The 24,685-nt window shown below is 46.4% G+C and carries 19 protein-coding genes; 12 read left to right on the top strand and 7 right to left on the bottom strand.

What is annotated here, in order from left to right; translation table 11 throughout:
* The first annotated feature begins 21 nt into the window (after positions 1-21).
* From LC508_RS12020 to LC508_RS12005, 4 genes are read left to right on the top strand one after another with little or no spacing between them, the layout of a single operon-like run.
* A complete protein-coding gene (locus tag LC508_RS12020; protein ID WP_054351808.1) occupies positions 22-939 on the top strand; it encodes a carbohydrate ABC transporter permease in 918 nt (305 codons plus the stop codon).
* A 19-nt stretch (positions 940-958) separates the two neighbouring features.
* The gene (locus LC508_RS12015; RefSeq protein ID WP_103732457.1) at positions 959-1,810 is read left to right on the top strand and encodes a carbohydrate ABC transporter permease; all 852 of its coding nucleotides are present in this window, start codon (positions 959-961) and stop codon (positions 1,808-1,810) included.
* 52 nt (positions 1,811-1,862) lie between these two features.
* Complete coding sequence (locus LC508_RS12010; RefSeq protein ID WP_054351809.1) at positions 1,863-3,395, top strand: glycoside hydrolase family 43 protein; 1,533 nt, start codon at positions 1,863-1,865, stop codon at positions 3,393-3,395.
* 42 nt (positions 3,396-3,437) lie between these two features.
* Entirely contained in the window at positions 3,438-4,940 is a 1,503-nt protein-coding gene (locus LC508_RS12005; RefSeq protein ID WP_103732458.1) for an alpha-N-arabinofuranosidase, read from the top strand.
* 191 nt (positions 4,941-5,131) lie between these two features.
* On the opposite strand, the gene LC508_RS12000 is transcribed toward LC508_RS12005, so the two are convergent.
* From LC508_RS12000 to LC508_RS11990, 3 genes are all read right to left on the bottom strand, one after another.
* Positions 5,132-6,556 (bottom strand): MATE family efflux transporter, encoded by a 1,425-nt coding sequence (locus tag LC508_RS12000; RefSeq protein WP_103732459.1) that lies wholly within the window; start codon positions 6,554-6,556, stop codon positions 5,132-5,134.
* 119 nt (positions 6,557-6,675) lie between these two features.
* On the bottom strand, positions 6,676-7,752 hold the full coding sequence (locus LC508_RS11995) for a uroporphyrinogen decarboxylase/cobalamine-independent methonine synthase family protein (RefSeq protein ID WP_103732460.1): 1,077 nt from the start codon (positions 7,750-7,752) through the stop codon (positions 6,676-6,678).
* Positions 7,753-7,792: 40 nt separating this feature from the next.
* Complete coding sequence (locus LC508_RS11990) at positions 7,793-9,169, bottom strand: MFS transporter (protein ID WP_054351812.1); 1,377 nt, start codon at positions 9,167-9,169, stop codon at positions 7,793-7,795.
* A 580-nt stretch (positions 9,170-9,749) separates the two neighbouring features.
* Here LC508_RS11990 and LC508_RS11985 point away from each other — a divergent pair.
* Positions 9,750-11,195, top strand: coding sequence for a DEAD/DEAH box helicase (locus LC508_RS11985; protein ID WP_118594017.1), 1,446 nt, complete (start codon positions 9,750-9,752; stop codon positions 11,193-11,195).
* Here LC508_RS11985 and LC508_RS11980 read toward each other — a convergent pair.
* Positions 11,192-12,103 (bottom strand): AraC family transcriptional regulator, encoded by a 912-nt coding sequence (locus LC508_RS11980; RefSeq protein ID WP_158587294.1) that lies wholly within the window; start codon positions 12,101-12,103, stop codon positions 11,192-11,194. The genes LC508_RS11985 and LC508_RS11980 overlap by 4 nt on opposite strands.
* Positions 12,104-12,219: 116 nt before the next feature.
* Here LC508_RS11980 and LC508_RS11975 point away from each other — a divergent pair, with 116 nt between their 5' ends.
* Complete coding sequence (locus tag LC508_RS11975; protein ID WP_103732620.1) at positions 12,220-12,855, top strand: sugar O-acetyltransferase; 636 nt, start codon at positions 12,220-12,222, stop codon at positions 12,853-12,855.
* Entirely contained in the window at positions 12,848-14,197 is a 1,350-nt protein-coding gene (locus LC508_RS11970; protein ID WP_103732621.1) for an MATE family efflux transporter, read from the top strand. Before LC508_RS11975 ends, LC508_RS11970 begins: the two co-directional genes overlap by 8 nt.
* A gap of 157 nt (positions 14,198-14,354) precedes the next feature.
* Here the strand turns inward: LC508_RS11970 and LC508_RS11965 are convergent, their stop codons facing one another.
* From LC508_RS11965 to LC508_RS11955, 3 genes are read right to left on the bottom strand one after another with little or no spacing between them, the layout of a single operon-like run.
* Positions 14,355-15,638, bottom strand: a complete 1,284-nt coding sequence (locus LC508_RS11965) for a nickel pincer cofactor-dependent isomerase, group 22 (protein ID WP_103732622.1) — start codon at positions 15,636-15,638, stop codon at positions 14,355-14,357.
* Positions 15,639-15,659: 21 nt separating this feature from the next.
* Positions 15,660-17,024, bottom strand: a complete 1,365-nt coding sequence (locus LC508_RS11960) for a GntP family permease (RefSeq protein WP_103732623.1) — start codon at positions 17,022-17,024, stop codon at positions 15,660-15,662.
* 21 nt (positions 17,025-17,045) lie between these two features.
* Positions 17,046-18,065: a zinc-binding alcohol dehydrogenase family protein gene (locus LC508_RS11955; protein ID WP_103732624.1), complete on the bottom strand. Its 1,020-nt coding sequence runs from the start codon at positions 18,063-18,065 to the stop codon at positions 17,046-17,048.
* Positions 18,066-18,521: 456 nt separating this feature from the next.
* Between LC508_RS11955 and LC508_RS11950 the strand changes: the two genes are divergently transcribed.
* The 5 genes from LC508_RS11950 (at position 18,522) to LC508_RS11930 (ending at position 24,591) form a co-directional block, all read left to right on the top strand.
* Complete coding sequence (locus tag LC508_RS11950; protein ID WP_054351815.1) at positions 18,522-19,178, top strand: GntR family transcriptional regulator; 657 nt, start codon at positions 18,522-18,524, stop codon at positions 19,176-19,178.
* Between the two features lie 230 nt (positions 19,179-19,408).
* Entirely contained in the window at positions 19,409-20,749 is a 1,341-nt protein-coding gene (locus LC508_RS11945) for a tagaturonate reductase (RefSeq protein ID WP_291600192.1), read from the top strand.
* Positions 20,750-20,759: 10 nt separating this feature from the next.
* The gene (locus LC508_RS11940; RefSeq protein WP_103733098.1) at positions 20,760-22,244 is read left to right on the top strand and encodes a UxaA family hydrolase; all 1,485 of its coding nucleotides are present in this window, start codon (positions 20,760-20,762) and stop codon (positions 22,242-22,244) included.
* Between the two features lie 645 nt (positions 22,245-22,889).
* A complete protein-coding gene (locus tag LC508_RS11935; RefSeq protein WP_103733077.1) occupies positions 22,890-23,573 on the top strand; it encodes a response regulator transcription factor in 684 nt (227 codons plus the stop codon).
* A gap of 1 nt (position 23,574) precedes the next feature.
* The gene (locus LC508_RS11930) at positions 23,575-24,591 is read left to right on the top strand and encodes a sensor histidine kinase (protein ID WP_158587295.1); all 1,017 of its coding nucleotides are present in this window, start codon (positions 23,575-23,577) and stop codon (positions 24,589-24,591) included.
* The last annotated feature ends 94 nt before the right edge of the window (positions 24,592-24,685 follow it).

Raw genomic sequence — 24,685 nt, 5'->3', positions numbered from 1 at the left:
TTTCTATGGTCGATTGGAGGCATGGGAATTTTGAGGAAACCGGGAAAACAAAAAAAATATACAACCATGAAAAAAAGAGAAGCCAGGAATTTTTATATTTATACAGCTCCCTGGCTGATCGGATTCCTTGTACTTACATTGTATCCGATCTTGTATTCTTTTTATTTGATGTTTACAAATATGAATCTTACGGGAATCGGGGAATTTGTGGGGCTGGATAACTGGAAATATGCATTTACGGATGACACTTTATTCAGGAGAGCTTTTTTGAATACCCTGAAATATGTATTTATGTTCGTTCCGTGCAGCATTATACTTGCCTTTTTTGTTGCACTGCTTCTGAGCAAGAAAGTAAAAGGTCTGGGATTTTTCCGTACTGCATTTTATATCCCATACATTACCTCAGGGGTTGCGGTGACAATCCTTTGGGGATGGATTTTCCAGAAGGATTTCGGAATTATCAATTACATACTATCCCTTGTGGGGATTAAGGGGCCAAACTGGCTGGGGGATAAAAATGTAGCCATGATTTCCATAGTGATCCTGTCGCTGTGGACCATAGGAAATAACATTATCATTATGCTGGCAGGTATACAGGATATTCCGCAGTCTTATTATGAAAGCGCACAGATTGACGGGGCCGGCTCCCTGCGGCAGACGTTTTATATTACGCTGCCTTTGTGTACGCCCACCATATATTTTAATCTTATTGTTACAGTGATCGCAGCGTTTCAGGTATTCCAGCAGCCGCTGATTCTCACCAACGGCGGTCCGCTGAACAGTACCTATACGGCGGCTATGCACTTGTATAACAACGGATTTTTATATGGGAAGATGGGATATGCTTCCATGATGGCCTGGAGTATGTTTGCGGTGATCATGCTGATCACAATTGTAGTTGTATCCACATCTAAATTCTGGGTGTTTTATGATGATTAAGGAGAAGGAGAGATAAAATATGCGTACAAGATCACAAAAAAAGACAAAGCAAATGGCAAGGATACTGACATATTTTGTGCTGGTCATTGCTGCTGTTATCTGCCTTTTCCCATTTATATGGATGGTTTCCACATCCTTTAAGCCAATGTCGGATATCTATAGTATGCCTCCCACTCTTATTCCCAAGAATGGTACAATCGAGAATTTTGTGGAAGGATGGAAAGGGGCCAATTTTCAGCTTTATTTTAAAAACACTGCGGTGATTACCTTTCTTGCCACAGTAGGGACCGTACTGTCATCCTCTGTAGTCGCCTATGGGTTTGCACGGTTCCAGTCCAGATTATCAAAGATTCTGTTTATGGTGCTCTTGGGTACCATGATGCTGCCGACGCAGGTCACACTGATTCCACAGTATCTGCTTTATTACAAACTGGGAATGGTGGATACCATATGGCCGCTTATTATCCCAAGCTGGCTTGGGGGAGGCGCGTTCAATATCTTTTTATTTATCCAGTTCTTCAGGACTCTGCCAAAGGAACTGGATGAGGCGGCAAAAATTGATGGTGCAAATTCCCTGCAGGTTTTCACAAGGATTCTGCTTCCGGCAGTAAAACCTGTTATGCTGGCTGTTCTGGTGATGGCTTTGGTGTTTAACTGGAATGATTTTTTCAATCCGTTAATCTATCTTAACTCCAATGATAAGTTTACAATTGCCATCGGACTGCAGTTTTTCAAAGGCTCTCAGGGAAATGTCCAGGTTGGGCAGATGATGTCCATGGCACTGATTTCTCTGCTGCCTGTGCTGGTGATATTTGCCACCTGCCAGAAATATTTTATCCAGGGAATAAAAATGTCCGGTCTGAAAGGCTGAGACATTTCCTGACAATCACAACTATAACAAGACAAAATGGAGGACAACTTAAATGAAATACAGAAACCCGATTATTTCCGGATACAATCCTGACCCGTCAATCTGCCGGGTAGGAGAGGATTACTATATTGTTAATTCATCTTTTGAATTTTATCCGGGAGTTCCCGTTTATCACAGCAGAAACCTTGTGAACTGGGAGCTTGAAGGGTATTGCCTTACAGAAGAATCTCAGCTTGATTTACATGGGTGCAGGCCTTCGGGAGGAATCTATGCACCTACAATCCGTTATCATCAGGGAACTTTTTTTATGACGACAACGAATACATCAGGTAAAGGAAATTTTATTGTACATACCACGGATATGAAAAAAGGATGGTCCAAGCCTGCCTGGGTAGATCAGGGGGGAATTGACCCGTCCCTGCTTTTTGATGATGACGGAACGGTGTATTTTGCGTCCACCAGTATGGACAGTGAAGGAAAAACCGGGATCTTCCTCTGCCAGGTAAATCCTTTTACAGGGGAGCGGCTCACGGAAAGTGTGGTGATCAGCAGAGGATGCGGCGGCAGGTATGCGGAAGGCCCGCATCTTTATAAATGGTTTGGAAAATATTATCTCATGCTGGCTGAAGGCGGCACGGAATACGGACATATGGAAACCATACTGCGGTCAGACAGCCCTTACGGACCATTTGAGGCGTGCCCCCATAATCCGATACTCACTCACAGAGATGACATGAGGGAGGAGATTTACTGTACCGGCCATGCAGATATGATAGAGGACCACAATGGTAACTGGTGGCTGGTCTGTCTGGCAATCCGTCCATGTCAGGAGAAAAAAGACAGGGTACTGCTTCACAATCTGGGGCGTGAGACTTTTTTGACGCCGGTTGTGTGGACAGAAGACGGATGGCCTATTGTAGGGGAAAACGGTTTGATCTCACCGGAGATGGAAGGTCCCCTTCCCGGAGAAAGGCCGGCACCGGTCAATCGTGATTTTGCAGACGATTTTTCACAGGATAGGTTCAGCCTGCATTATAATTTCCTGAGGAATCCATCTATGGAGAATTATGTGAGGGATACTGCAAAGAGAAAGCTGATTCTTAGAGGAACCAGTACAACCATCAATGAAATGGCAAGCCCAACCTGGATCGGTGTGCGGCAGAAAGGGTTTGAGACGGTATCCGTGGCAGATGTTTCATTGCTGGATGCAGTACAGGGAATGCGTGCAGGTCTTACTGCTTATTATAATGATTCCTATCACTATGAGATTTATCTGAGCAGAGAAATGGACAGATGGAAAGTTTGTTTGGCGAAACATATTCATGACATTTTTACAGTTACAGCAAGTGCGGAAATTCCTGCAGCAGAAAATGTTAAGCTGCGGATCGTATCAGATAAAACATATTACAGATTTTCTTATAGTCTGGTCGGTGAAACATTTGTGGAACTGGGAAGCGGGCTGACGGTAGGCCTCTGCACAGAAAGTACGAGAAATATGACATTTACAGGCACTTACATTGGTATGTTTGCGGAAAATGGCTGTGCCGCATTTGAAAATTTTCATGTGAAGGTGCTGGATTATTGAAAAACAGAGATACTGCAGTTTCAGAAGCAGAGGGATGGTAGAATGAATAAATTACGGATTCATCCAAATAAGATAGCAGGAAAGATTAACAGAGAAATTTACGGGCATTTTTCGGAACATCTGGGGCGCTGTATTTACGGCGGGATTTATGTGGGTGAGGATTCAACCATTGAAAATGTAAACGGAATGAGAACAGATGTAATCAATGCTTTGAAAAAAATAAATGTACCTGTATTAAGATGGCCGGGCGGATGCTTCGCGGATGAATATTATTGGATGGACGGCATCGGCCCGAAAGAGAAACGAAAGAAGATGATCAATACACACTGGGGCGGTGTGGTGGAAGACAACAGCTTTGGAACACACGAGTATTTTGAACTTTGCCGCCAGCTTGGGTGCAGTGCATATGTCAACGGAAACCTGGGAAGCGGTACTGTAAGGGAAATGTCGGAGTGGGTAGAGTATATTACATTCAAGGGATTGTCACCTATGGCACAGCTTCGTGAGGCGAATGGTTCCGAGGAAGCCTGGGATGTAAAGTTTTGGGGTGTGGGTAATGAAAACTGGGGATGCGGCGGCAATATGAACCCGGAATATTATGCAAATGAATACAGACGTTATCAGACCTATATCCGGGACTATAGAAATGACGGAGGCATTAAAAAAATCTGCTGCGGTCCAAATGCAGACGATTATACATGGACCAGAACGGTTCTGGACACCTGTTTCCGCAGCTCTGCGCCGGAACATCACGGGTTTATGGATGGTTTATCGCTTCATTATTATACCGTTCCCGGGGATGGGAAGGAAAAGGGAAGTGCTGTCTTTTTCAATGAAAAGGACTGGTACAGAACATTGAGCAAGACTTTGTATATGGAAGAACTGATTGAGCGGCATGGTCAGATTATGGATGAGTATGACCCGGATAAGAAGATTGGACTGATCATAGATGAGTGGGGAACCTGGTATGACTGTGAACCGGGTACAAATCCGGGATTTCTGTATCAGCAGAACACCATGCGCGATGCCCTTGTTGCGGGAATTAACCTTAATTTATTTAATAAACACTGTGACAGAGTGAAAATGGCTAATCTTGCCCAAATGGTAAATGTGCTTCAGGCTGTACTGCTGACAGAAGGGGAACGGATGATAAAAACGCCTACATACCATGTGTTTCAAATGTATAAGTGCCATCAGGGAGCTTCTCTTGTGGAAAGCACCCTGGAGACTTCCAGGATTGGTCTGGAGGAGGCATTTATGGTTCCGAATCTTACGCATTCAGTATCGGTTGATGACATAGGACAGGTGCATATAACTATTACTAATTTATCGGCTGATGAGGCCAGTGAGATTGAGGCTGAAATCATGGAGAGAGAAGTAAAAGAGGTGAAGGGTGAGTTATTGGCTGGAGATATTCATGCAAAGAATACTTTTGAGGAGCCGACAAATGTGCAGCCGGTACCAATTCATAATATTATTTTAGATAATGGTGCTTTTAAGTTTACACTGCCGCCATGCAGTGTGGCGCATCTTGTGGTGAAATAAGAAGACCGCCGGGAGAGATTCCGGCGGTTTAGACTGTGGAAAACTATTATTATCAAGCTTCCGCAGATAGGAGACGGGAATAACGCTGGATAGTTCAAAAATGAGGGTAAGCATAAAATATAACAGCGGATTCCCCCCATCCGCTGTTATATTTTATAACTGTAGTTGTCAGATATCTATGTCCACATAAATCATTCCGCCTGCGCCTGCGCAGCCGGAACCCGAATCAACCGATTCAGCTTCCTCATCTCCATCGAAAGCATGATCGCCGCCATAGCCACCGAGAACACATCCGACACCGGGAAGGACCACATCAGGCCGATGATCCCGAAGAAGTAAGGCAGGATCAGCATACAGGGAATCATGAACAATACCTGGCGTGACAGGGAAAGCACTGTAGCGCCCATTGCCTTTCCGATTGCCTGGAAGTATACGCTGGCCACCATCTGAACACCCATGACAAAGATGAAAATGGTCATATTTTTCAGGCACATCACAGCGAATTCATTATACAGATCGTTTTCCTGACCAAATATGGAAATGATTTGCTGCGGGAAGATCTGCAGACACAGCATACCGAGAAAGCCGATGGTAACACAGACGATCAGACAGGTCTGCGCCAGTTTTTTTACGCGTGTAAAGAGTTTGGCGCCGTAATTATAGCTGAACAGCGGCTGCGAGCCAACGGAGATTCCCATAATCAGAGACATCATCAAACCATTTACCTTATTGACAATCCCAAACACGGTCAGAGGAATGTCAGCACCGTACTGAGACAGCGCGCCGTATTTGATTGTCTGCTGATTCATAATGATCTGCATGACCAGTGCGGCACATTGTGTGAGGAAGGAGGAGAGGCCCAGCACCAGGATACTCTTTACAATGGAGAGACGCAGCCTCATATTTTCCTTTTTCATTGTCAGTGTGCGGAACTTTTTCAGATAAAGAAGACTGAAGACAAGCGTGCCGAACTGTCCGATGATGGTGGCAAAGGCAGCGCCTTTCACGCCCCAGTGGAAGACGAAGATAAACAGCGGGTCCAGCACACAGTTGAGCACAGCGCCGATCAGCATGGATCTCATGGAATAGCCGGGGTTGCCGTCGGCACGGATCTCATCATTGATCATAATGCCCACGCTGGTAAACATGGTGCCAAGAAGATAAATGCGGCCGTAATCAATGGCATAGGGCAGCACTGTGTCAGTGGCACCGAAGAGGCGCAGCAGGGGAACCATGAAGATTTCACCGATGACACAGAGGATGATTCCGCTTGACAGGGCAAGGGTAAAGCCGTTGCCGAGAGTCAGATTGGCACAGTCCTGGTCTTTTCCGCCCAGATTCAGTCCGACATTGGCGGCGGTACCCACGGAGATCATCAGTGAGATCGCCATGGCGATGGTGACAAAAGGAAATACCACGTTGGTGGCAGCATTACCGAGATAACCGACACCCTGGCCGATGAAAATCTGATCCACCAGATTGTAGATGGAGTTTACCAGCATGGAGATGACGGAAGGTATGGCAAATTTCGCAAGGAGTTTTGGTATGGGAGCAATACCCATGATGTTATTTTCTTCCGGCGGGACTGCCGCGGGAGCCAGATTTTTATCAGACATTCGCGTTCCTCTCTTTCATAAAACATATTGGAAACAGTATGCTGCTAAGCAGCAGCGCCCGGAAGACCGTTCTCCTCCGGGCGCTGTGAATAAAAAGCAAAATGATAATAAATTACCGTTTACTGCCTGGATGCACGGTACATACCTTTGCGGAACGCAGGCGTCATCTTCTGTGGGAAATACATATAATTGGGGAAGCAGTATTTGCCGGGCTTGAAGTATTTTTTGACGAATTCTTCGCCGGCTTTTTCCTGTTCTGCTTCGGAAGCGCCTTCGGGCAGATCCGGTTCTACGTGGAGAAGGATCTTATCGCCGTATTCTTCGTACATTTTCTGGGTCGGGTTCATTGGCATGGGGCACCAGGACTGCCAGCCGGCTTTGATAAAGTTGGGAAGCTGCATTTCCAGGCTGCCGCAGCTGTGCAGGTCAGCAATCAGTCCTTTGGACTTGATGTGGTCTGTCAGCTCTCTCATGTAGGGAACGATCATCTCTTCGCCCACTGCAGGGGAGAAGAACGGCGCTCTCTGGGAACCCCAGTCATCGTGTACGGTAAATCCGGAGATACCGTCTCCGTAAGTCTCTGCGCAGCGGTCAACAAGTCTGCAGTACAGTTCTGTTGTCTTAGCAAACAGTTCTTTTAAGGCATCCTTCTGCTCGTCATCGATCAGAGCTACAACCGCACCTTCAAAATCCATGAAGGAAACCAGTCTCTCATACCAGCAGCCATTTAAGAACCAGAGCATGTTTGCTTTGCCGTTGTGGAGAAAGTCGTAGTTTTGTCTGCCGCTGGCATCCCAGTCCCATGCGTCGATGTCAGGGAACTTCAGGATTTGGTTCCAGTCATTGGCATCTTCAAGAAGAGGGGTGCCGGGACGGACCATGGAACCGCCTGCTACAGGAACGTATTCCCATTCGATGCCGAACATATCAGGACCGCCGTAGTTTGCCATATCGAAGGGGACTCCTTCAATGACAAAGCCGCGTGCAATGTTATCCGGGATTACGGAAGGGGCAAAAAGACCAGACTCCAGACCGGAGGGACACCAGGTGGGTGTTCCGGCATACAGCTCTTTTATTGCCTCTTTTTCGGACTGGGGATAAGTCCAGGCGGGACTTTCCGGGATGGTAGGATCAAGCATATTAGGAACGGTATAAGCGATGGTCATTTCTTTTTCATCAAAGGGTATTTTTGACATAATTTTCTCTCCTGTTCTTTCTGAAATATTTTATTTTCTGTTACTTGCTCTGCAGCATTTTCTCAGCATTTGCCTGGGCGTACTTGGCAGCATCCTTGTCGCTGATCTTGTAAAACACCAGCAGGATAATGGCGGATGCCAGATAGATTAACCCGGGGAGCATGAACGTAACACGCATGAAATTGGAGATCCATGCAGTGTTGATCTCAAAGGCGCCTCCGGAAACAAAACCGATGGCAGACAACAGAGCCAGGCCAAGGGTATTGCCCACGGTCATACCGATCTTCATCGGCGGGGAAGCCAGGCCGGCAGCGATCGCACGGGTATCTTTTCCCGTTTTATACAGGAAATATTCACCTGCATCCAGGTAAAGGACTACCATGTAGGGCATCCAGGTATAGGTTCCGGCCATCATCAGAGACATGAGGATAATATAAGCGGTCAGGTTGGGAACACCATTTGGGGCACCGAAAAATGATACCAGGATCAGTGCAATGCTCATAAGGAGAAATCCAAATACACAGGACATTTTTTTGCCCAGTTTTGCTCCGAGCTTTGGCATAACCATGGCGGCTAAGAATCCGACAATGGCATTGATCAGAGTAACAAATGTAAGCTTGGTGAAATCACCGACAACATAAATAAAGTAATAGGTATAGTTAGCCTGATAGGTAAACTGCGCAATGTAAAGAATCGTAAATACCAGGAAAAGAACCAGCATCTGGGGATTCTTAAGCAATGTACCGAACATATCGCCGATGCTGACCTGGTTCACAGAAGCGGTAGCACCGACAGGAACATCCTTGCCGTCCGCGCATTTGGCGATTGCTCCCAGAGCAAAAGGCATAGGGATCATAAATACGAAAGCAACGATAAAATAGTTCCAGTTACCAAAAGGAAGAACAGTAACAAGGGTAGGAATGAAAGAACAAATGATAGTGATAACCGTGCTCTGCCGTGTCATGTTGACGGTCATTGCATTTCGGTTGGACATGTTCGGACCTGCTACGGCGGCCAGAACGCCATAGTAAGCAGTCTGAAGAATGTTCATCAGACAGTTCAGAACTGTATAGGATACAGCAAGGACTGCCACACGGACTACCATGGGAGCGGAACTGGTATTACATACCTCAGCCATGATTGAAACGGCCAGGATCCAGCGGCCAAGATAGAGCCAGGACTGGTTCTTTCCGGTCTTTCCGATTTTGACTTTTTCAATGATAGCACCGGCAAACAGGCTGAAACAGAAATCCAGAAACTTTGCCACGCCCAGTGCCACAGCCAGAGTTCCTGCGGGAATTACAAGAACCTCGGTGGCGAATGTATTCAGGTACATGAATCCGACCATGATTGCCAGGGTCAATAGAGAATAACTGCCCATTGTCCATATTTCTTTTTTACTACTTGTTACTTCCATACTGATTCCTCACTTTCTTATTGTAATGTAGATTTTGTTTTCTGCAGAGAGCCGTCAGGCATTCATGAAAAGATGTCATCTCATAGAAACTTACGGTCAGATGATACGATTTTCAAAGAAAGAAGCTGGCATTCGGCAGAAGGGTCACATTTTGTACAGCGGATACAAACAAAACAGGTTCCGCTGTTGTTTTCATAAATTATCCGACACGCATACAATGCTCCTCCCTTTTTCCCGGACACAGAGGTACTGTGATGGGGTATTTTATAAAATTTCACGAAATATTTTATAAAATGATTATAACTAAATTGGGATTTGATTGATATGTACATGCAATCCAATTTTGTTCCGGCTTTTATCTGGAATTTTGGTTATGGAGTATGTAGTTTTCTGCTTGAAGTTCAGGTAGAATTATGATAATCGGGGAAGTTTCGGCTTATGAGGGAGTCATCGTCTGTAGTGAAGGAAATATAAGCAAATAATGTCTGGCAATCTCATCTGTGTTTTGATAAACTGTATAACAGGTTAGCGTCCCTCTGCAAAGCCATGGGGAAGAGGAATTAGAGAAAGGTAAAAAACAATGACAGACAATTTTAACCAATACCCGCTTTCACAGGAAATCCTGGAAGCATTGGAAGGTTTGGGATATAAGACACCTACAGGCATACAGCAGGAAGTCATTACACCCATGCTTGCGGGAAAAAATGTGGTGGTGAAAGCACCGACGGGCAGCGGGAAGACAGCGGCATTTGCCATACCGATCTGTGAAGGTGTATGGTGGGAGGAGAATGCGCCCCAGGCGCTGGTACTGGAGCCTACCAGGGAACTGGCAGTGCAGGTCAGCGAGGAAATGTTTCATATAGGAAGAAAGAAACGTTTGAAGGTGCCGGCAGTTTTCGGAGGGTTTCCCATTGATAAGCAGATTCAGACCCTGCGGCAGAAATCCCATATTGTCACAGGTACACCGGGACGTATTATGGACCATCTGGGCAGGGAGAGCCTGAAGCTTGACAAAGTAAAATGGCTGGTGATAGATGAGGCGGATCTGATGCTGGATATGGGCTTTATCGACGAAGTGAAAAATATCCTTTCTCTGGTTCCGGAAAACTGCAGAATATCCCTGTTCTCCGCCACATTAGGGCCGGAGATCAGGGAGCTGGCGGATGCGTTTATTCCGGACAGAATACTTGTGCTGCAGGAACCCACGAAGGAGCAGACAGCGGCGATCACGGAAAAGGTCTATTTCACTGATCAGGAGAGAAAATACGGGGACTTTCTCAAGGTTCTTATAAATGAGAATCCAAAGAGCTGTATGATTTTCTGCGGGACAAGGGAGATGACAAATGTTCTGTTTCAGAAGCTGCGCAGAGGGCGTATATTCTGCGGGATGCTGCATGGGGAGATGGAGCAGAGGGAGAGGCTTAAGACTGTGGATGCGTTTCGGAGAGGCTGCTTTCGCTTTCTGATCGCAACGGATGTGGCTGCAAGGGGGATTGATTTTGAACAGATCACCCATGTTGTGAATTATGATTTTCCAACGGGGAAGGAAACGTATGTCCATCGGATCGGCAGAACCGGAAGAAACGGAAAATGCGGTACAGCCATAAGCCTGGTAACAGAAGAGGACAAAAGGATGCTGAAGCAGGTGGAGGCATTTGTGGGGCAGGAGCTGCCCGGCGCGGAAATTCCGGAGACAGAGGAAGAAAAGGAAAAGGCATTCTGGAAAGCCCAGCGCGTAAAAGCAGAAGCGAAACCTGAAAAGGGGGCGGTATTGAACCGGGGAATTACACGTCTGTCCATCGGCGGAGGCCGGAAATCAAAAATGCGGGCTGGGGATATTGTGGGAACCATCTGCAGTATTGACGGCGTGGAGGCCTCAGACATAGGCATTGTGGATATCCGGGACAGTTTAAGCTATGTGGAGGTTTTAAATTTTAAGGGGAATCAGGTTATAGAATGTCTTCAGACGAAGCCGATCAAGGGGAAAGTCCGTAAGGTCAGAAAAACAAAGCGGCCGGGGGATTAGAGGCATCCGCGTGCCTCATATCCCTCTGCCTGCCGCATACGGTAATGGCTGGGGGTACAGCCTTTGTGCTGCTGGAAGATTTCCGCATAGTAACTGGGGCTCTGGAAGCCGCAGGACAGGGCGATCTCTGTGATGCTCATGGCGGTATCTGTCAGCAGGCGCATACTGACCTCCAGGCGGTAGGCGTTCAGAAAATCTATGGGCGTTTTGTTCAGGTATTTTTTGAAGATCCGGCAGCATTTGCTGCGGCATATACTGCCCGCGGCTGCAATATCGTTCAGGGAGAGTTTCTGTGTATAGTTCCGGTATATGAACGAGATCATGTTTCTTTGGGTGGATAAGTCCTCCTCCATGGCAGTGCTGTAGGACAGCAGGTCAGGACTTAAAAGGGAGTAGAGCGCAGCCCAGGCGGCAGTCAGCCTGCTGATCATCATCAGCTCATAACCTTCATAATGCCTTCGGCAGTCCTCACATGCCGCGTCGAAATGCCGGATGACCGCTGCCTCAGCGGGATTGTCTGCGTGAAGATAAATGTAGGGAAGATTCGGATGCCCGGCAATGGGATGGATGTACTTTTCCGTAAGCTCAGGATTGGTACACAGAAGATGGAGACGAAAGACAATGCAGGCAAAATAGCAGTCTGTCTTATCCTCTGAGAAACCGTAATGCATCTGCCGGGCATTTACTATGAGGGCATCGTGTTCCCGGACCGCCAGTTTTTCTCCGTTCACATAGTAGACCATGTGGCCTTTCAGAGCTTTCATGTATTCGATATCCTCGTGCCAGTGGCAGAGAGCTTCCATATTGGCATAGGAGGAGAGCCACCGCTCTTTCAGATACAGGGGAATATTGGGGGTGTTGTAGTGGACGATCTCCGAGGCGTCCTTTAAAATGCTTACTCCGTTCACAAATACCTCCTTCATAAATACGATTGTTATAATATAATGGCATATTTTGATAGAATATACGGAATTAATACACTATTATTATACATGAAAATACTTGTTTGTGAAGGAGAAAAGAGATGGATAATATTACGCGCAGGGATGCAGGACTTCCCTATATATCAGATGATGCGGTATTTGACCAGCAGAAGGTGACCAGAAGACTTTTAAGAGAATTTAATACTACGGACCCCTCGGATTTTGAGACATTGGGCAGGCTGGCGGGAAAAATAGTGAGTGGTGCACAGGAGAATGTGTCCATTATGCCGCCGTTTTACTGTGACTATGGATTTCATATCCAGGTGGGAAAAGGCTTTTTTGCCAATTATAACTGCACCATACTGGATGTAGGCAAGGTTACCATCGGGGAAAATGTTTTGCTTGCGCCAAATGTATCAATCTATACTGCCGGACATCCGGTGCATCCTGCAGCCAGACAGTCAGGATATGAATACGGGATTCCTGTGACGATCGGAAACAATGTGTGGATCGGAGGAAATGTAGTCATCACTCCCGGTGTGCACATTGGAGACAATGTAGTGATCGGGGCAGGCAGTGTGGTGACAAAAGACATTCCCGCCAATGTGGTGGCAGCGGGAAATCCCTGCCGTGTGATTCGCCGGATCACAGATGCGGATAAAAAATACTATTACAAAGACAGGGAATTTGATCCGGAGTCCTGGGCAAAGGTAGAGGCAGTGGAAATCGGTGAGTGATAAGAAAATATTTTATAAAAAGCTGTTTACCCTGGTCCTTCCCATTGCCTTTCAGAATTTTATGACTGCAGCGGTCAGCGCATCCGATGCCATAATGCTGGGTGTGATCAGCCAGGAGGCCCTGTCTGCGGTCTCCCTTGCGGGTCAGATACAGTTTGTTCTGAGCCTGTTTCTGGCAGCACTTACCATCGGGACCACAATCCTGGCAGCCCAATACTGGGGAAAAGGGGATAAGGTGTCGGTGGAGAAAATACTTGCCATTGCGCTGAAGTTTTCCTCTGCCATATCCCTTGTTTTCTTTCTGGGAACCCTGTTGATTCCGGAGACTCTCATGCGGATCTTTACCCCGGATGCAGGTCTGATCGCGCAGGGGGCGCAGTATCTGCGGATCGTGGGAGTGTCTTACCTGCTCATGGGGATTTCCCAGATTTATCTGTGCATCATGAAAAACAGCGGATATACCTTAAAAAGTACGGTGATAGGTTCTGTCTCCATGGTGACAAATATTGTGCTGAACGCAGTCTTTATTTTCGGCGTCTGGAAGGTTCCGGCTATGGGGATCGCCGGGGCAGCGCTGGCGACGGTGCTGTCAAGGGTTCTGGAGCTGGGATGGGCATTTACAGAATCCCTGCGGCATGGCAGGATCAGGCTGCATGTGAAATATCTGGTGCGCGCTGACCGGGAATTGAAAGGCGATTTCTTCCATTATACCCTTCCTGTGCTTGGAAATGAGCTCATATGGGGATGCGGATTTACCATGTATTCCGTTATTATGGGACATTTGGGCAGCGATGCGGTGGCTGCCAATTCCATTGCCAATATTGTGAAGAACCTGATCGCCTGTCTGTGTCTGGGACTGGGAAGCGGCGGCGGAATCATTGTTGGAAATGAACTGGGAAAGAGGAATCTGGACGCTGCCAAAGATTACGGAGACAGGCTGTGCCGCCTCTCCATTTTGATGGGCGCTCTGTCCGGCCTTCTGCTTCTGGGGTTAAGTCCTCTGATTCTCGGTTTTTCCAATCTCAGCCCGGCGGCCCATGGATATCTGAAGGGGATGCTGTTTATGTGTACGTATTACCTCATAGGAAAATCTGTGAATTCCACTGTGATCGCAGGTATCTTCTGCGCAGGGGGAGATTCCAGGTTCGGCCTTTTCTGTGACGCGGTGACTATGTGGGTGGTGACAGTACCTCTTGGACTGCTGACAGCGTTTTATTTTAAAATACCGATATTGGCTGTGTACTTTATCATCAACCTGGATGAGATCATCAAACTTCCGGCTGTATACATACATTACAAAAAGTATAATTGGGTGAGGGATATAACAAGAAGCGGTCAGTGATACTGTTATAATGAGATATTCTGCAGTCTCAAGGGCGCATGACAGATACAGGAAAATGTCTGCAGCTGGCAAAGAGAAAGGAAAGATACCGGAAGGGGCATATTAACAGCCCTGGCGGCATCTTTCCTTTTTTCAGGGAAAAGCGGGGAATGTTTTTTTACCAGAGATTGCCGTCCTCATCAAAGGGGAGGTATTCCGGTTCGCTCTCAATGATCAGATTTGGGTTGTTTTTTGCTTCCTCATAGTAAGATTCTGAGAGCATGATATGTTCTATGTGGAGGCTGTTTGGAATCCTTACAACCCTGGGATTCTTTTTATCGATCTCATTGCAGGTTCTTATGCAGACCTGGATGGCTTCCCTGTCGCTCTCCATGACAATGGGAATCCGCACACCGCCCAGAACTGTACAGGTGATCGCGTTTGGGTACATGGAGGATAAGTCCAGTTGATCGAAGACGCGTTTTGTGGTGGCGCTGGAATAGCCAAGTCCGATCCCGTTTCCATGGGTTTCGGGACTCAGATCCAGGACACAGACGCGCTGTGACCGGATTCCGCCTGTTGCGTATGGGGTACAGAAGGTTCCGGTGATATTGGGATCCATACCATCTCCGCTGAAGTTTTTTCCAATCTGGTCAACGACCAGAACATCACAGGAATCAACCAGAATCCTGGGCATATTGGCAAAGGCTTCCTGCAGGAGAGGCGGTTCTTTTTCAATGATCTCTTCTGCATTTACGGCTATGATCTTACATGTTTCGTCATACGCATTTTCAATGGTTGGGACTGCAAATAAAATAGGGGCGTTTTTGATGATCGCACGGCCGAACATGGGGACGTATTTGGCCATATTCTTGAAGCCCGCTTCATGGCAGACCTCAGCGCCGTGCTGTTTTCCAAGGCCGATAGCCATCATCTTCATGATTCCGCTTTCGTAGGGGCCGCGGAATGCTGTATGGGGTTTGATGCGGCATCCAAGGATGATACCATCGGATTCGGCGGCGTTTTTGTCAATGAATACATCCATGCCTTCCTCATTTACCCCGATTTTTTTGACCTCCATGGAAGAAATAATAGGACAGCCTACATAGTCCTCTGTGATTCCGTAGCCTTCCAGGATCGCCCGCTGACCTTCCGCAGTGGCTCCGCCGTGGCTTCCCATGGCAGGGACAATGAATGGATGAGCACCTCTTGATCTTACAAAGTCAGCAATGCATTTTGTTGTGAGTGCTACGTTTGCGATGCCCCGGGAACCGGCAGTGATGGCGATGCGCATGCCGGGTTTCACTTTGGAGGAGAACTTCTCCTGGGAAAGCAGGGATTCAATGATTCCGGGTATTTCCTCCGGCTCAATTTTGGGCCGGGGAAATACCTGTTTTACTTTAAACATTTTCGGGATGGTCTGGTCACTGACCAGGTCTGCGACAAAGGGTCTTTCTCTCATGAATAAATTCCTCCTGTTATCTTAGAATATTATCATATATCCGCCGGCTGCAAGCAACAGCAAAATAAGGAAAAAGACAGATTCCATCATTTCTGATACGGTATATGTTTTGATGCCTCCCTTGATGGAGAGCCCGCTGATATTGGTTACGATCCAGAAACCACTGTCGTTTACGGTTGCGCCGAAAAGTGTTCCGGACAAACAGGCCATTGCCACAAACACCGGTGGCAGTGTGATGGCGGAAGCCACGCCGGACATAATGGTCATACTGGTAAGCGCAGATACGGTACCTGAGCCGGTCACCTGTTTGATCAGCAGACCGACCAGGTAGGACAGGATCAGAACAACAAACACATTCTGTGCAAATCCGCTCACAATATCAGCAATGGCATCGCTGACGCCTGTGATTGTGATGATGTTGGAGAAAGCACCGCCCGCACCTGTGATCAAGAATACGATACCTGCGGAGGAGAGAGAATCTGTAGCAGCCTTTTCCGCTTTCTCTTTGCCCATACATTTTACGCCGATCAGATAAGCCACAATGGCTCCTGCCAGCAGAGCAACTGTTTTGTCACCTAAAAAGAGGAAAAAACCGGGCTGTGCATCACCCATGGCACTGCCTGTAACTGTGTTTAAAAGAATCAAAATGATCGGCACAAAAATAGGCAGTAAAGCAAAGCCGAAAGACGGCGGTGTGATGGAGCTGTCCTCCTGTGCATCGATATGGACGCCGGCGGAAGACTCATCTGTTTCAGGATTCCAGAAGTCCGTCTTTTTGTCCAAAAACTTTGTATAGATAAAGATAACAAGGAATACGCCGATCAGTCCGAAAACAGTGCCGAATGCGATCATAATGCCTGTGTCAAATCCGAAGATCTCGCCTGCGGCAAGGGGAGCCGGGGTAGGGGGCACCATGGTGTGGGCAGCGGCAGCGCCTATGGTGATGGCGCCTACAATATGGGCAATGGATTTGTTGATCTCTTTCATAAGAGCAATGCCGATCGGGATCAAAATAACAAAGGTCACATCAAAATATACCGGGATGGCGAGAATAAACGCAGCCAGGCCGATGGCGTAAATCGCTTTTGTTTTGGGGAATGCTTTTACAATCTTTGAGGCAATGATCTGGGCGCCGCCGGACCTGCTGACCAGTTCGCCCAGGATAATGCCGAAACCGATGGGAAGCCCCATACCCTTTAACATGTTGCCGAAGCCCACATTGATGCCGTCTATGGTCTCAACCAGGGAAACGCCGGATAATGCGCCCATCAGGATACTTCCCAACACTAAAGAAATGGCAGCATTTAATTTTACTTTCAGAATTAAAAATAAGATAACAACCATGGAAATGATCAAGGACATGAATAACCATGCAGAATGTGACATAACAAATACCTCCGTTCGTTTTTAAAATTCAAATATGACTTTCAGCATAGAGGCTGCGTTTTTATCAAAATCTGCAAAAGCAGCAGCTGCATCGTCAAATTTATATGTATTGGTAACTATTTTATCCAGGTCGACCATTCCCTCTTTTACAAGGTCAATCAACTGCAGGAAATCTTTTTTCAGTGCGTTTCTGGAACCGAAAATGTTAAGTTCTTTTTTCTGGATCAAAGTAAAGTTAAAGTCCAGATTCTGTTTCCCCACACCGATCAGCACAACACGGCCTCCGAAGGCAGCAGCGTCTATGCAGTTCTGGAATGTGGAGGGAAGGCCCACCGCCTCGATCGCCACATCAAATCCGTTTCCGCCTGTGGCTTCCTGCACTTTATCCATAAAAGTTTCCGGATCATCATTTAGTAAAATGTGGTCAATCCCGAAGGTCTCCTGTGCGTAAGCCAGTTTTTTGGGAGCTACATCGCAGATAGTCACATCCGCGCCCAGAGCTTTTGCGGCTACGGCTGCCAGCACACCGATGGTTCCGGCACCGATAATGAGAACCTTGTCATCTTTTGTTACATTTGCCCTTGTGACGCCGTGATAGCTGATGCAGAAGGGTTCGATCAATGCCAGTGTTTTCGGGGAGAGTCCCTTGCCGTCATAGATCCTTTCAATAGGCATTGTGATATATTCCGCAAAGGCACCTTCTCTCTGAACACCCATGGTCTGGTTGGTGGTGCAGCAGTTCACCAAGCCTCTCTGGCAGGAGTAGCATTCCGTACAGTTGAAGTATGGATTGCAGGTTACTATCATGCCCTTTTCAAGGCCCTTGTCATTCGGCTCGATTTCTATGATCTCGGCGGAGAATTCATGGCCCGGTGTTCTGGGATATGAAAAATAGGCAAAAGTTCCGCGGTAGGACCCCAGATCACTGCCGCAGATGCCGCCGTATAATACTTTTAACAGTGCTTCCCCTTTTTTTGGTACCGGCATAGGGAGTTCTTTAATAGAGACTTGACCGGGAGTATCGATAAACATTGCTTTCATAATTGTTGTTCCTCCAAAATGTTATAGGAAATTGCTTGTTGTATACAAGGGATAATAGGGTAAAATAGAAAAGATGTCAATAGAAAAAAGAAATAAATACTGAAATTTTCGATAATTTGTTATCTATATACAAAAAATAACAGATAAAAATGTGCATTATAGCCAAAAGAAAAATGTGGTTAAAAAGTTAGAAAAATAACAATGTATACAACTGTGGTGGAATTGAAAGGAGACAGGCTTTGCAATCCGCAGAAAATGTGGTAATATATGTAACAGATCATAACTATTCATCAGGTCTGCGCATTTACTTTGCTGACCGTAAGAAAACGTTTCGCAGCCAAGTAAAAATCCCATCGCCAAAGGCGGTTTTGCATGGATCTTTGCCTGTAACTATGAGGGAATAGAACAGTTACAACAGAACACAAGTTGCGCAGTGCACTGCAGAAAGGCGGCAGAATGCAGAAAGAGAGTTTGAAACAACAGGCTTACAATGCCATAAAAGCGAAAATATTAAATTGTGAATATGCACCAAATACTTTTATCAATGAAGAACTGCTGCGGGAAGAGGTGTCGGCCAGCAGAACGCCGGTCCGGGATGCCATCAGCAGGCTGGAGCAGGAGGGGCTGGTGAAAATTCTTCCGAAGAAGGGAATCATGGTCTCAGATCTGTCTTTAAGCCAGATCAATATGATATACGAGACCAGGATGATGCTGGAACCATACGCCATCCTTCATTATGGGAACCGGATAGAACAGGACGTGTATATGAAATATTACCAGGATTATCAGGCGTACTTAAAAGGCGCTGATCTGCCATATTCCTACGATGACATGGATGATCTTTTTCATCAGATGTTTATTGACGCCACATCCAATGTATACTTTCTGAAAACCTATGAGCTGATCAACAGCCAGATAAAGCGAATGCGGATCATGAGCGGGGAATGCTCCGAAAAGCGCCGTAAGGAGACCATCCAGGAACATCTGAAGATTACGAAATGTGCACTGAAACAGGACTGGGACGGCGCATCCGAAGCCATGAAAGAGCATCTGCATTTTTCTAAAAATGCCATATTTGAATTATTGTTTAAAGGAAATGACTGGTCTTTATAAATAGGAAGACCGGTCATTTCCTTTTTATGAAATACTCACAAAATGGAAAATTGTTTTTTATGGAAAGACACGAAAGTGTAAAAAATCAAAAACTGTTGTATACAACAGCGGATATATGAGCTATAATAGGGGCAGTCAATAAAGAAATTGCTTGTTGTACAGAAACTAATGAACAGGTCAGTGCACAGACTGTGCAAGCCGCAGTATGAAATAGTACAGAAAGGGCTTCTATTATGAGCATGCAGAGAAAAGAAACAGTAATACAGTTTGGAGAAGGAGGATTTCTCCGGGGATTTGTAGATTATTTCTTTCAGAAATTAAAAGAAAAAGAATTGTTTGACGGTTCTGTTGTGGTGGTACAGCCGATTGAAAAGGGAATGATCGGCGAACTGAATAAGCAAAACTGTGAGTACAATTTATTTTTAAGAGGAATTGACAAGGGGGAAGTTGTGGATGAGCATACTCACATTGATGTCATTTCAAGGTGTATCAACCCCTACACAGAATATGAGGCTTATGAAAAATTAGCAGAAAATCCGGACTTCCGGTTTATCGTATCCAATACAACGGAGGCCGGAATAGAGTTCGTTTCAGATAACAAGCTGGAGGATAAGCCGGCAAAATCTTTCCCGGGCAAACTGACTCAGTTATTGTACAGGCGCTTTTTACTGGGGTTAAAAGGATTTATCATCTTATCCTGTGAGCTGATCGACCATAACGGAGAGGAATTGAAAAAATGCTGTATGAAGTATGCGGATCTGTGGAATCTGGGAGAAGAATTCAAGGCCTGGATGGAGACAGAAAATGACTTCTGTTCTACTTTAGTGGACCGCATCGTGACAGGATTTCCCCGTGAAGAGCATGAAGCGCTGTGTAAAAGAATCGGGGAGCAGGACAACATGATGGATACAGCGGAGATATTCCATCTGTGGGTGATCCAGGGAGATCATGAGGACGAACTGCCTCTGGTGAAGGCCGGTTACAATGTGATCTGGACAGACAATGTGGACCCTTATAAGAAGAGAAAAGTCAGAATTTTAAACGGTGCCCACACTTCCATGGTGCTGGGAGCACATCTGTACGGATTGGAGACGGTGGGGGAATGCCTGAAAGATGAAAAAGTATCGGCACTTCTTAAAAAATGTATATTTGAGGAGATTATTCCGACGATTGGGGATACACAGGACAATAGAAACTTCGGAGAAGCAGTTTTGGAACGTTTTGCAAATCCCTTTATCCGTCATCTGTTGTTATCCATCGCCTTAAACTCCGTGTCCAAGTTCAAGGCAAGAGTGCTGCCCACCATTTTGGAATACAAAGAAAAATACGGTTCCTATCCGCAGGGGCTTACCTTCTCACTGGCTGCCCTGATCGCGTTTTACCGCACAGATGCGGCGAACGATGGGGAAGAAATCATGGCATTTATGAAAGAGGCTTCTGTTGCGGATATTTTAAAGAAAGAAGAATATTGGGGACAGGATTTAAGCCCGATGCTGGATGTGGTGCAGAAATGGTATGACTGCATTGAGGCGGAGGGAATGGAGAAAGCTTACGGCGAGGTTCTGGCGTAAAGGAGAAAATATGCAGGATTTTATCAAAATCAACAGAGAAGATATGGCAGCAGTTGCCTTAAAACCAATGAAAAAAGGAATGACCGTTACCGTGGATGACACACAGATCACACTTCTTGAGGACATTCCCCAGGGCCACAAATTTGCCCTGTGCCATATGAAAAAGGGTGCTCCCGTCATAAAATACGGCGCGACGATCGGTTATGCAAAAGAAGACATCCAAAAAGGAAGCTGGATCCATGTTCACAACCTGAAGACATCTCTGGGCGATGTGCTGGAGTATAAATACGAACCGGTTTCACTGAAAGAACTGACGGGTAAAAAGGCTTCTTTTATGGGATACAGAAGGGCGGACGGTACGGTAGGCGTGCGGAATGAGCTTTGGATCCTTCCCACAGTGGGCTGTGTCTCCTCTGTGGCAAAGGCCATTGAGCAGGAGGCGAAAAGAAGATTTCCGCTGGGAAATGTGGAGGAGATTGTGGCCTTTACCCATCCCTACGGATGTTCCCAGATGGGTGAGGACCAGGAAAACACGAGAAAAGTTCTGGCAGATATGGTCCATCATCCAAATGCCGGGGGAGTTCTTGTGCTGGGTCTTGGATGCGAGAACTGCAATATTCCCGTTCTAAAAGAGTACATCGGTGAGTACGAGGAAGACCGGGTGAAATTCCTGCAGTGCCAGGATACAGAAGACGAGATTGAGGAAGCACTCACTATTCTGGGTAAACTCTATGAAAATGCGAATAAATGTGTCAGAGAAGAGTGTGATGCAGGAGAACTGATCATCGGCATGAAATGCGGCGGTTCTGACGGCCTGTCAGGAATCACGGCGAATCCGGTGGTGGGGGCTTTCTCCGACATTCTCATATCAAAAGGCGGCACAACCATTCTCACGGAAGTGCCGGAGATGTTTGGTGCGGAGACGATTCTTATGAACCGGTGTAAGAACAGAGAGGTATTTGAAAAGACTGTTCATCTGATCAATGATTTTAAAGATTATTTTACCAGGCATAACCAGACAATCTATGAAAACCCATCTCCCGGCAATAAAAAAGGCGGGATTTCCACACTGGAGGACAAGTCTCTGGGGTGTACCCAGAAGTCAGGTTCTGCACCGGTGACAGATGTATTAAGGTATGCTGAGAGGGTAAAAGAAAAGGGATTAAACCTTCTGTCAGCACCCGGAAATGACCTGGTAGCAGCCACCAGTCTGGCCATCTCCGGAGCACAGATCGTCTTATTTACAACCGGAAGAGGTACACCGTTTGCGTCACTCGTACCCACCATTAAAATATCTTCTAATTCAGGCCTGGCGGATTATAAATCCAAGTGGATAGATTTTGACGCCGGAAAAATGGTGGAAGATAAAACAAAAGAGGAATTGGCGGAGGCCCTGTTTGAGTACATTATACGGGTAGCATCAGGTGAGAAGGTGAAGGCAGAAAAAGCGGGCTATCATGATATTGCAATTTTCAAGCAAGGGGTAACATTATAACAATATAGAAGTGAATGGTAAGTTTCACAAAGTTCATCGCTTGGTGGAACTTACCATCCATCTATATCACATCCAGCCACGCAGCCAATTCAGCCACAGATTCCCCTGTTCGGACACGTACAGAGCAATTATCTGCATTCTGCTCCAAGCCAACCTGGTAGAATTAGCAGCTGATCATCATCCAATTCAGCCACAGACTGCCCTATAACCGGACGTGTGCAGAGCAAATATCTGTATTCTGCCCCAGCCAACACGGTACTATCCGCAGCCAGTCCTAGCCAAACCCAGCCGCAGGCTTCCCCGTATGGACGTTTCAGAGCGGTAGAGAATCTTACAAGATCCATACGCTAGCAAGCACTTAGTGAAGAGCCCTAAGGCGATGAACTTAGTGCGGGTTGCGTATTAGCTTGGAAGTTCTCTGCTCTCGGCCATACGGGGAAGCCTGCGGCTGGGTTTGGCGTCCGCTTTCTCCAAAACGATGAACATCCACTACATCAATCCCGGAATAGCTATATACAGAAAAATCACAATAGTGTATACTTTTTAATAAACCACACCCCATCACCGGCATAACCCCATTACCGCACAACCACACATAACAGCACCCCCATGCCGCAAAGAAAAAGAACAGGACAGTAAATAGATATGAGCAAAGTATTGATTATTGAGGATGATGAAATATTAAATGCAGGTCTCTGCTTTCACCTCCAGAGAAAGAATATAGAGGCAGAACCTGCCTATACCCTGGCGGAAGCAGATTCGTATTTAAAATCACAGGAACCGGATCTGATCCTTTTGGATGTGAATCTGCCGGATGGCAGCGGCTTTGATTTTGCCAGAAAAGTGCTTGCCAAACAGTCCGCCGCCTTTGTATTCCTCACAGCCCACAATCTGGATGACGATGTGATACAGGGCCTGCAGCTTGGCGCAGATGATTACATTACAAAACCCTTCAGCATCCGCGTGGTGGTAGAAAAGATTCAGACCATTCTGCGCCGATGCGCCAGGTCAGAGGAGACTTCCGGTGTATATATCTGCAGGGAACTGGAAGTGGATTTTGTGAGGCGAACAGCCAGCAAAAACGGGCAGATACTGACACTGACCCCTACGGAATTTAACCTTCTGGAACTGTTCTGCAGAAATCCAAACAGGATTCTTTCAAAGGAAATCCTGCTGGAAAAGGTATGGGATGACAGAGGAAACTATGTGAATGACCATGCGCTGACCTTAAATATCAGCAGACTGAGAGGAAAACTGGAAGATGGGGAGAACACCTATATAAAAACCGTGTACGGTATGGGCTATGAATGGATGGGAGGCAGCAGATAATATGAAAAAAATCGTGTGGCCCATTCTCACAGCAGTGCATTTCCTGGCCGCGTGCGGGGGGAGCTTTTTTCTCTTTTTGCAGCCTGTTTCATCTGAAATAAAGATACTTTTGTGGGTATCCATGTGGGGACTGTGGGCTGCCGGGATTGGCAGCTATCTGTATTTCAGGAACCAGTATGTGAAATATTCCCGGGGTGTATGCCATTATGCACAGGAAATTATGAATGGGAATCCCTGTGCCGAGGTACAGAATCAGGAGACATTGACCTCCAAGATGGTCATGGAGCTTCAGAAGACAGGGGAGATTCTGGAATATAAGGCCAGGGCGGCAGAAAAGGAAAAGGCGGAGACGCAGCAGATGGTATCTGATATTACACATCAGTTGAAAACACCCATAACGAATATAAAAATGTACGGGGAAACACTCTGTGAGGAAAATCTGTCAAAAAATGAGGAGAGGCAGTTTATCCAAATCATTCTGCAGCAGGTTGATAAGCTGGAATTCCTCATTGAATCTCTGGCTGAAATGTCACGCCTTGAGAGCAAAATGCTGCATATGCATCCGGAAAACGGTAAGCTGATTCAGACCGTTTCCCGGGCACTTGATACGGTCAGGTCCCGGGCAGAGGAGAAAAAGATGGAACTGCAGGTAGATGTCAGGCCCACGATTGAAGTCAGCCATGACAGCAAATGGACCGCGGAGGCTCTGGGAAATATCCTGGACAATGCAGTGAAATATACACAAAGCGGCGGGAAAATAACCGTAAGTGCCAGGAATCTGGAAATGTATGTCGTAATTTCCATCAGCGATAATGGAATAGGAATAGACCCCGGGCATTATAACCGGATTTTCCAGAGATTTTACCGGGAGGCAAAGGCCGCGAAAACAGAGGGACTTGGCATCGGACTGTATCTGGCACGGCAGATCATCACCCTGCAGGGCGGGTACATCAAAGTAAGATCAAAAGAGGGATACGGAACAGAATTTGAAGTATTTCTTCCGAGAAGGGCGGCATGAGGCCGCCTTTTTGCGTTGTGCAAAACATGTATCAATATTGATACCATTCATTCCGAAGACTGATACAGGATTGAGAGAATGGACATCTATAATA

Origin of the sequence: Blautia parvula (genome assembly GCF_020215665.1) — a bacterium.
GTDB lineage: Bacteria > Bacillota > Clostridia > Lachnospirales > Lachnospiraceae > Blautia > Blautia celeris.
Note: the sequence above shows the minus strand (reverse complement) of the source record. Positions and strands in the feature narration are given on the sequence as shown.

Bases quoted from the DNA above. Each gene is read 5' to 3' on its own strand.
- LC508_RS12020 (WP_054351808.1), top strand. From the start codon at position 22: ATGGGAATTTTGAGGAAACCGGGAAAACAAAAAAAATATACAACCATG.
- LC508_RS12015 (WP_103732457.1), top strand. From the start codon at position 959: ATGCGTACAAGATCACAAAAAAAGACAAAGCAAATGGCAAGGATACTG.
- LC508_RS12010 (WP_054351809.1), top strand. From the start codon at position 1,863: ATGAAATACAGAAACCCGATTATTTCCGGATACAATCCTGACCCGTCA.
- LC508_RS12005 (WP_103732458.1), top strand. From the start codon at position 3,438: ATGAATAAATTACGGATTCATCCAAATAAGATAGCAGGAAAGATTAAC.
- LC508_RS12000 (WP_103732459.1), bottom strand. From the start codon at position 6,556: ATGTCTGATAAAAATCTGGCTCCCGCGGCAGTCCCGCCGGAAGAAAAT.
- LC508_RS11995 (WP_103732460.1), bottom strand. From the start codon at position 7,752: ATGTCAAAAATACCCTTTGATGAAAAAGAAATGACCATCGCTTATACC.
- LC508_RS11990 (WP_054351812.1), bottom strand. From the start codon at position 9,169: ATGGAAGTAACAAGTAGTAAAAAAGAAATATGGACAATGGGCAGTTAT.
- LC508_RS11985 (WP_118594017.1), top strand. From the start codon at position 9,750: ATGACAGACAATTTTAACCAATACCCGCTTTCACAGGAAATCCTGGAA.
- LC508_RS11975 (WP_103732620.1), top strand. From the start codon at position 12,220: ATGGATAATATTACGCGCAGGGATGCAGGACTTCCCTATATATCAGAT.
- LC508_RS11965 (WP_103732622.1), bottom strand. From the start codon at position 15,638: ATGAGAGAAAGACCCTTTGTCGCAGACCTGGTCAGTGACCAGACCATC.
- LC508_RS11960 (WP_103732623.1), bottom strand. From the start codon at position 17,024: ATGTCACATTCTGCATGGTTATTCATGTCCTTGATCATTTCCATGGTT.
- LC508_RS11955 (WP_103732624.1), bottom strand. From the start codon at position 18,065: ATGAAAGCAATGTTTATCGATACTCCCGGTCAAGTCTCTATTAAAGAA.
- LC508_RS11950 (WP_054351815.1), top strand. From the start codon at position 18,522: ATGCAGAAAGAGAGTTTGAAACAACAGGCTTACAATGCCATAAAAGCG.
- LC508_RS11940 (WP_103733098.1), top strand. From the start codon at position 20,760: ATGCAGGATTTTATCAAAATCAACAGAGAAGATATGGCAGCAGTTGCC.
- LC508_RS11935 (WP_103733077.1), top strand. From the start codon at position 22,890: ATGAGCAAAGTATTGATTATTGAGGATGATGAAATATTAAATGCAGGT.
- LC508_RS11930 (WP_158587295.1), top strand. From the start codon at position 23,575: ATGAAAAAAATCGTGTGGCCCATTCTCACAGCAGTGCATTTCCTGGCC.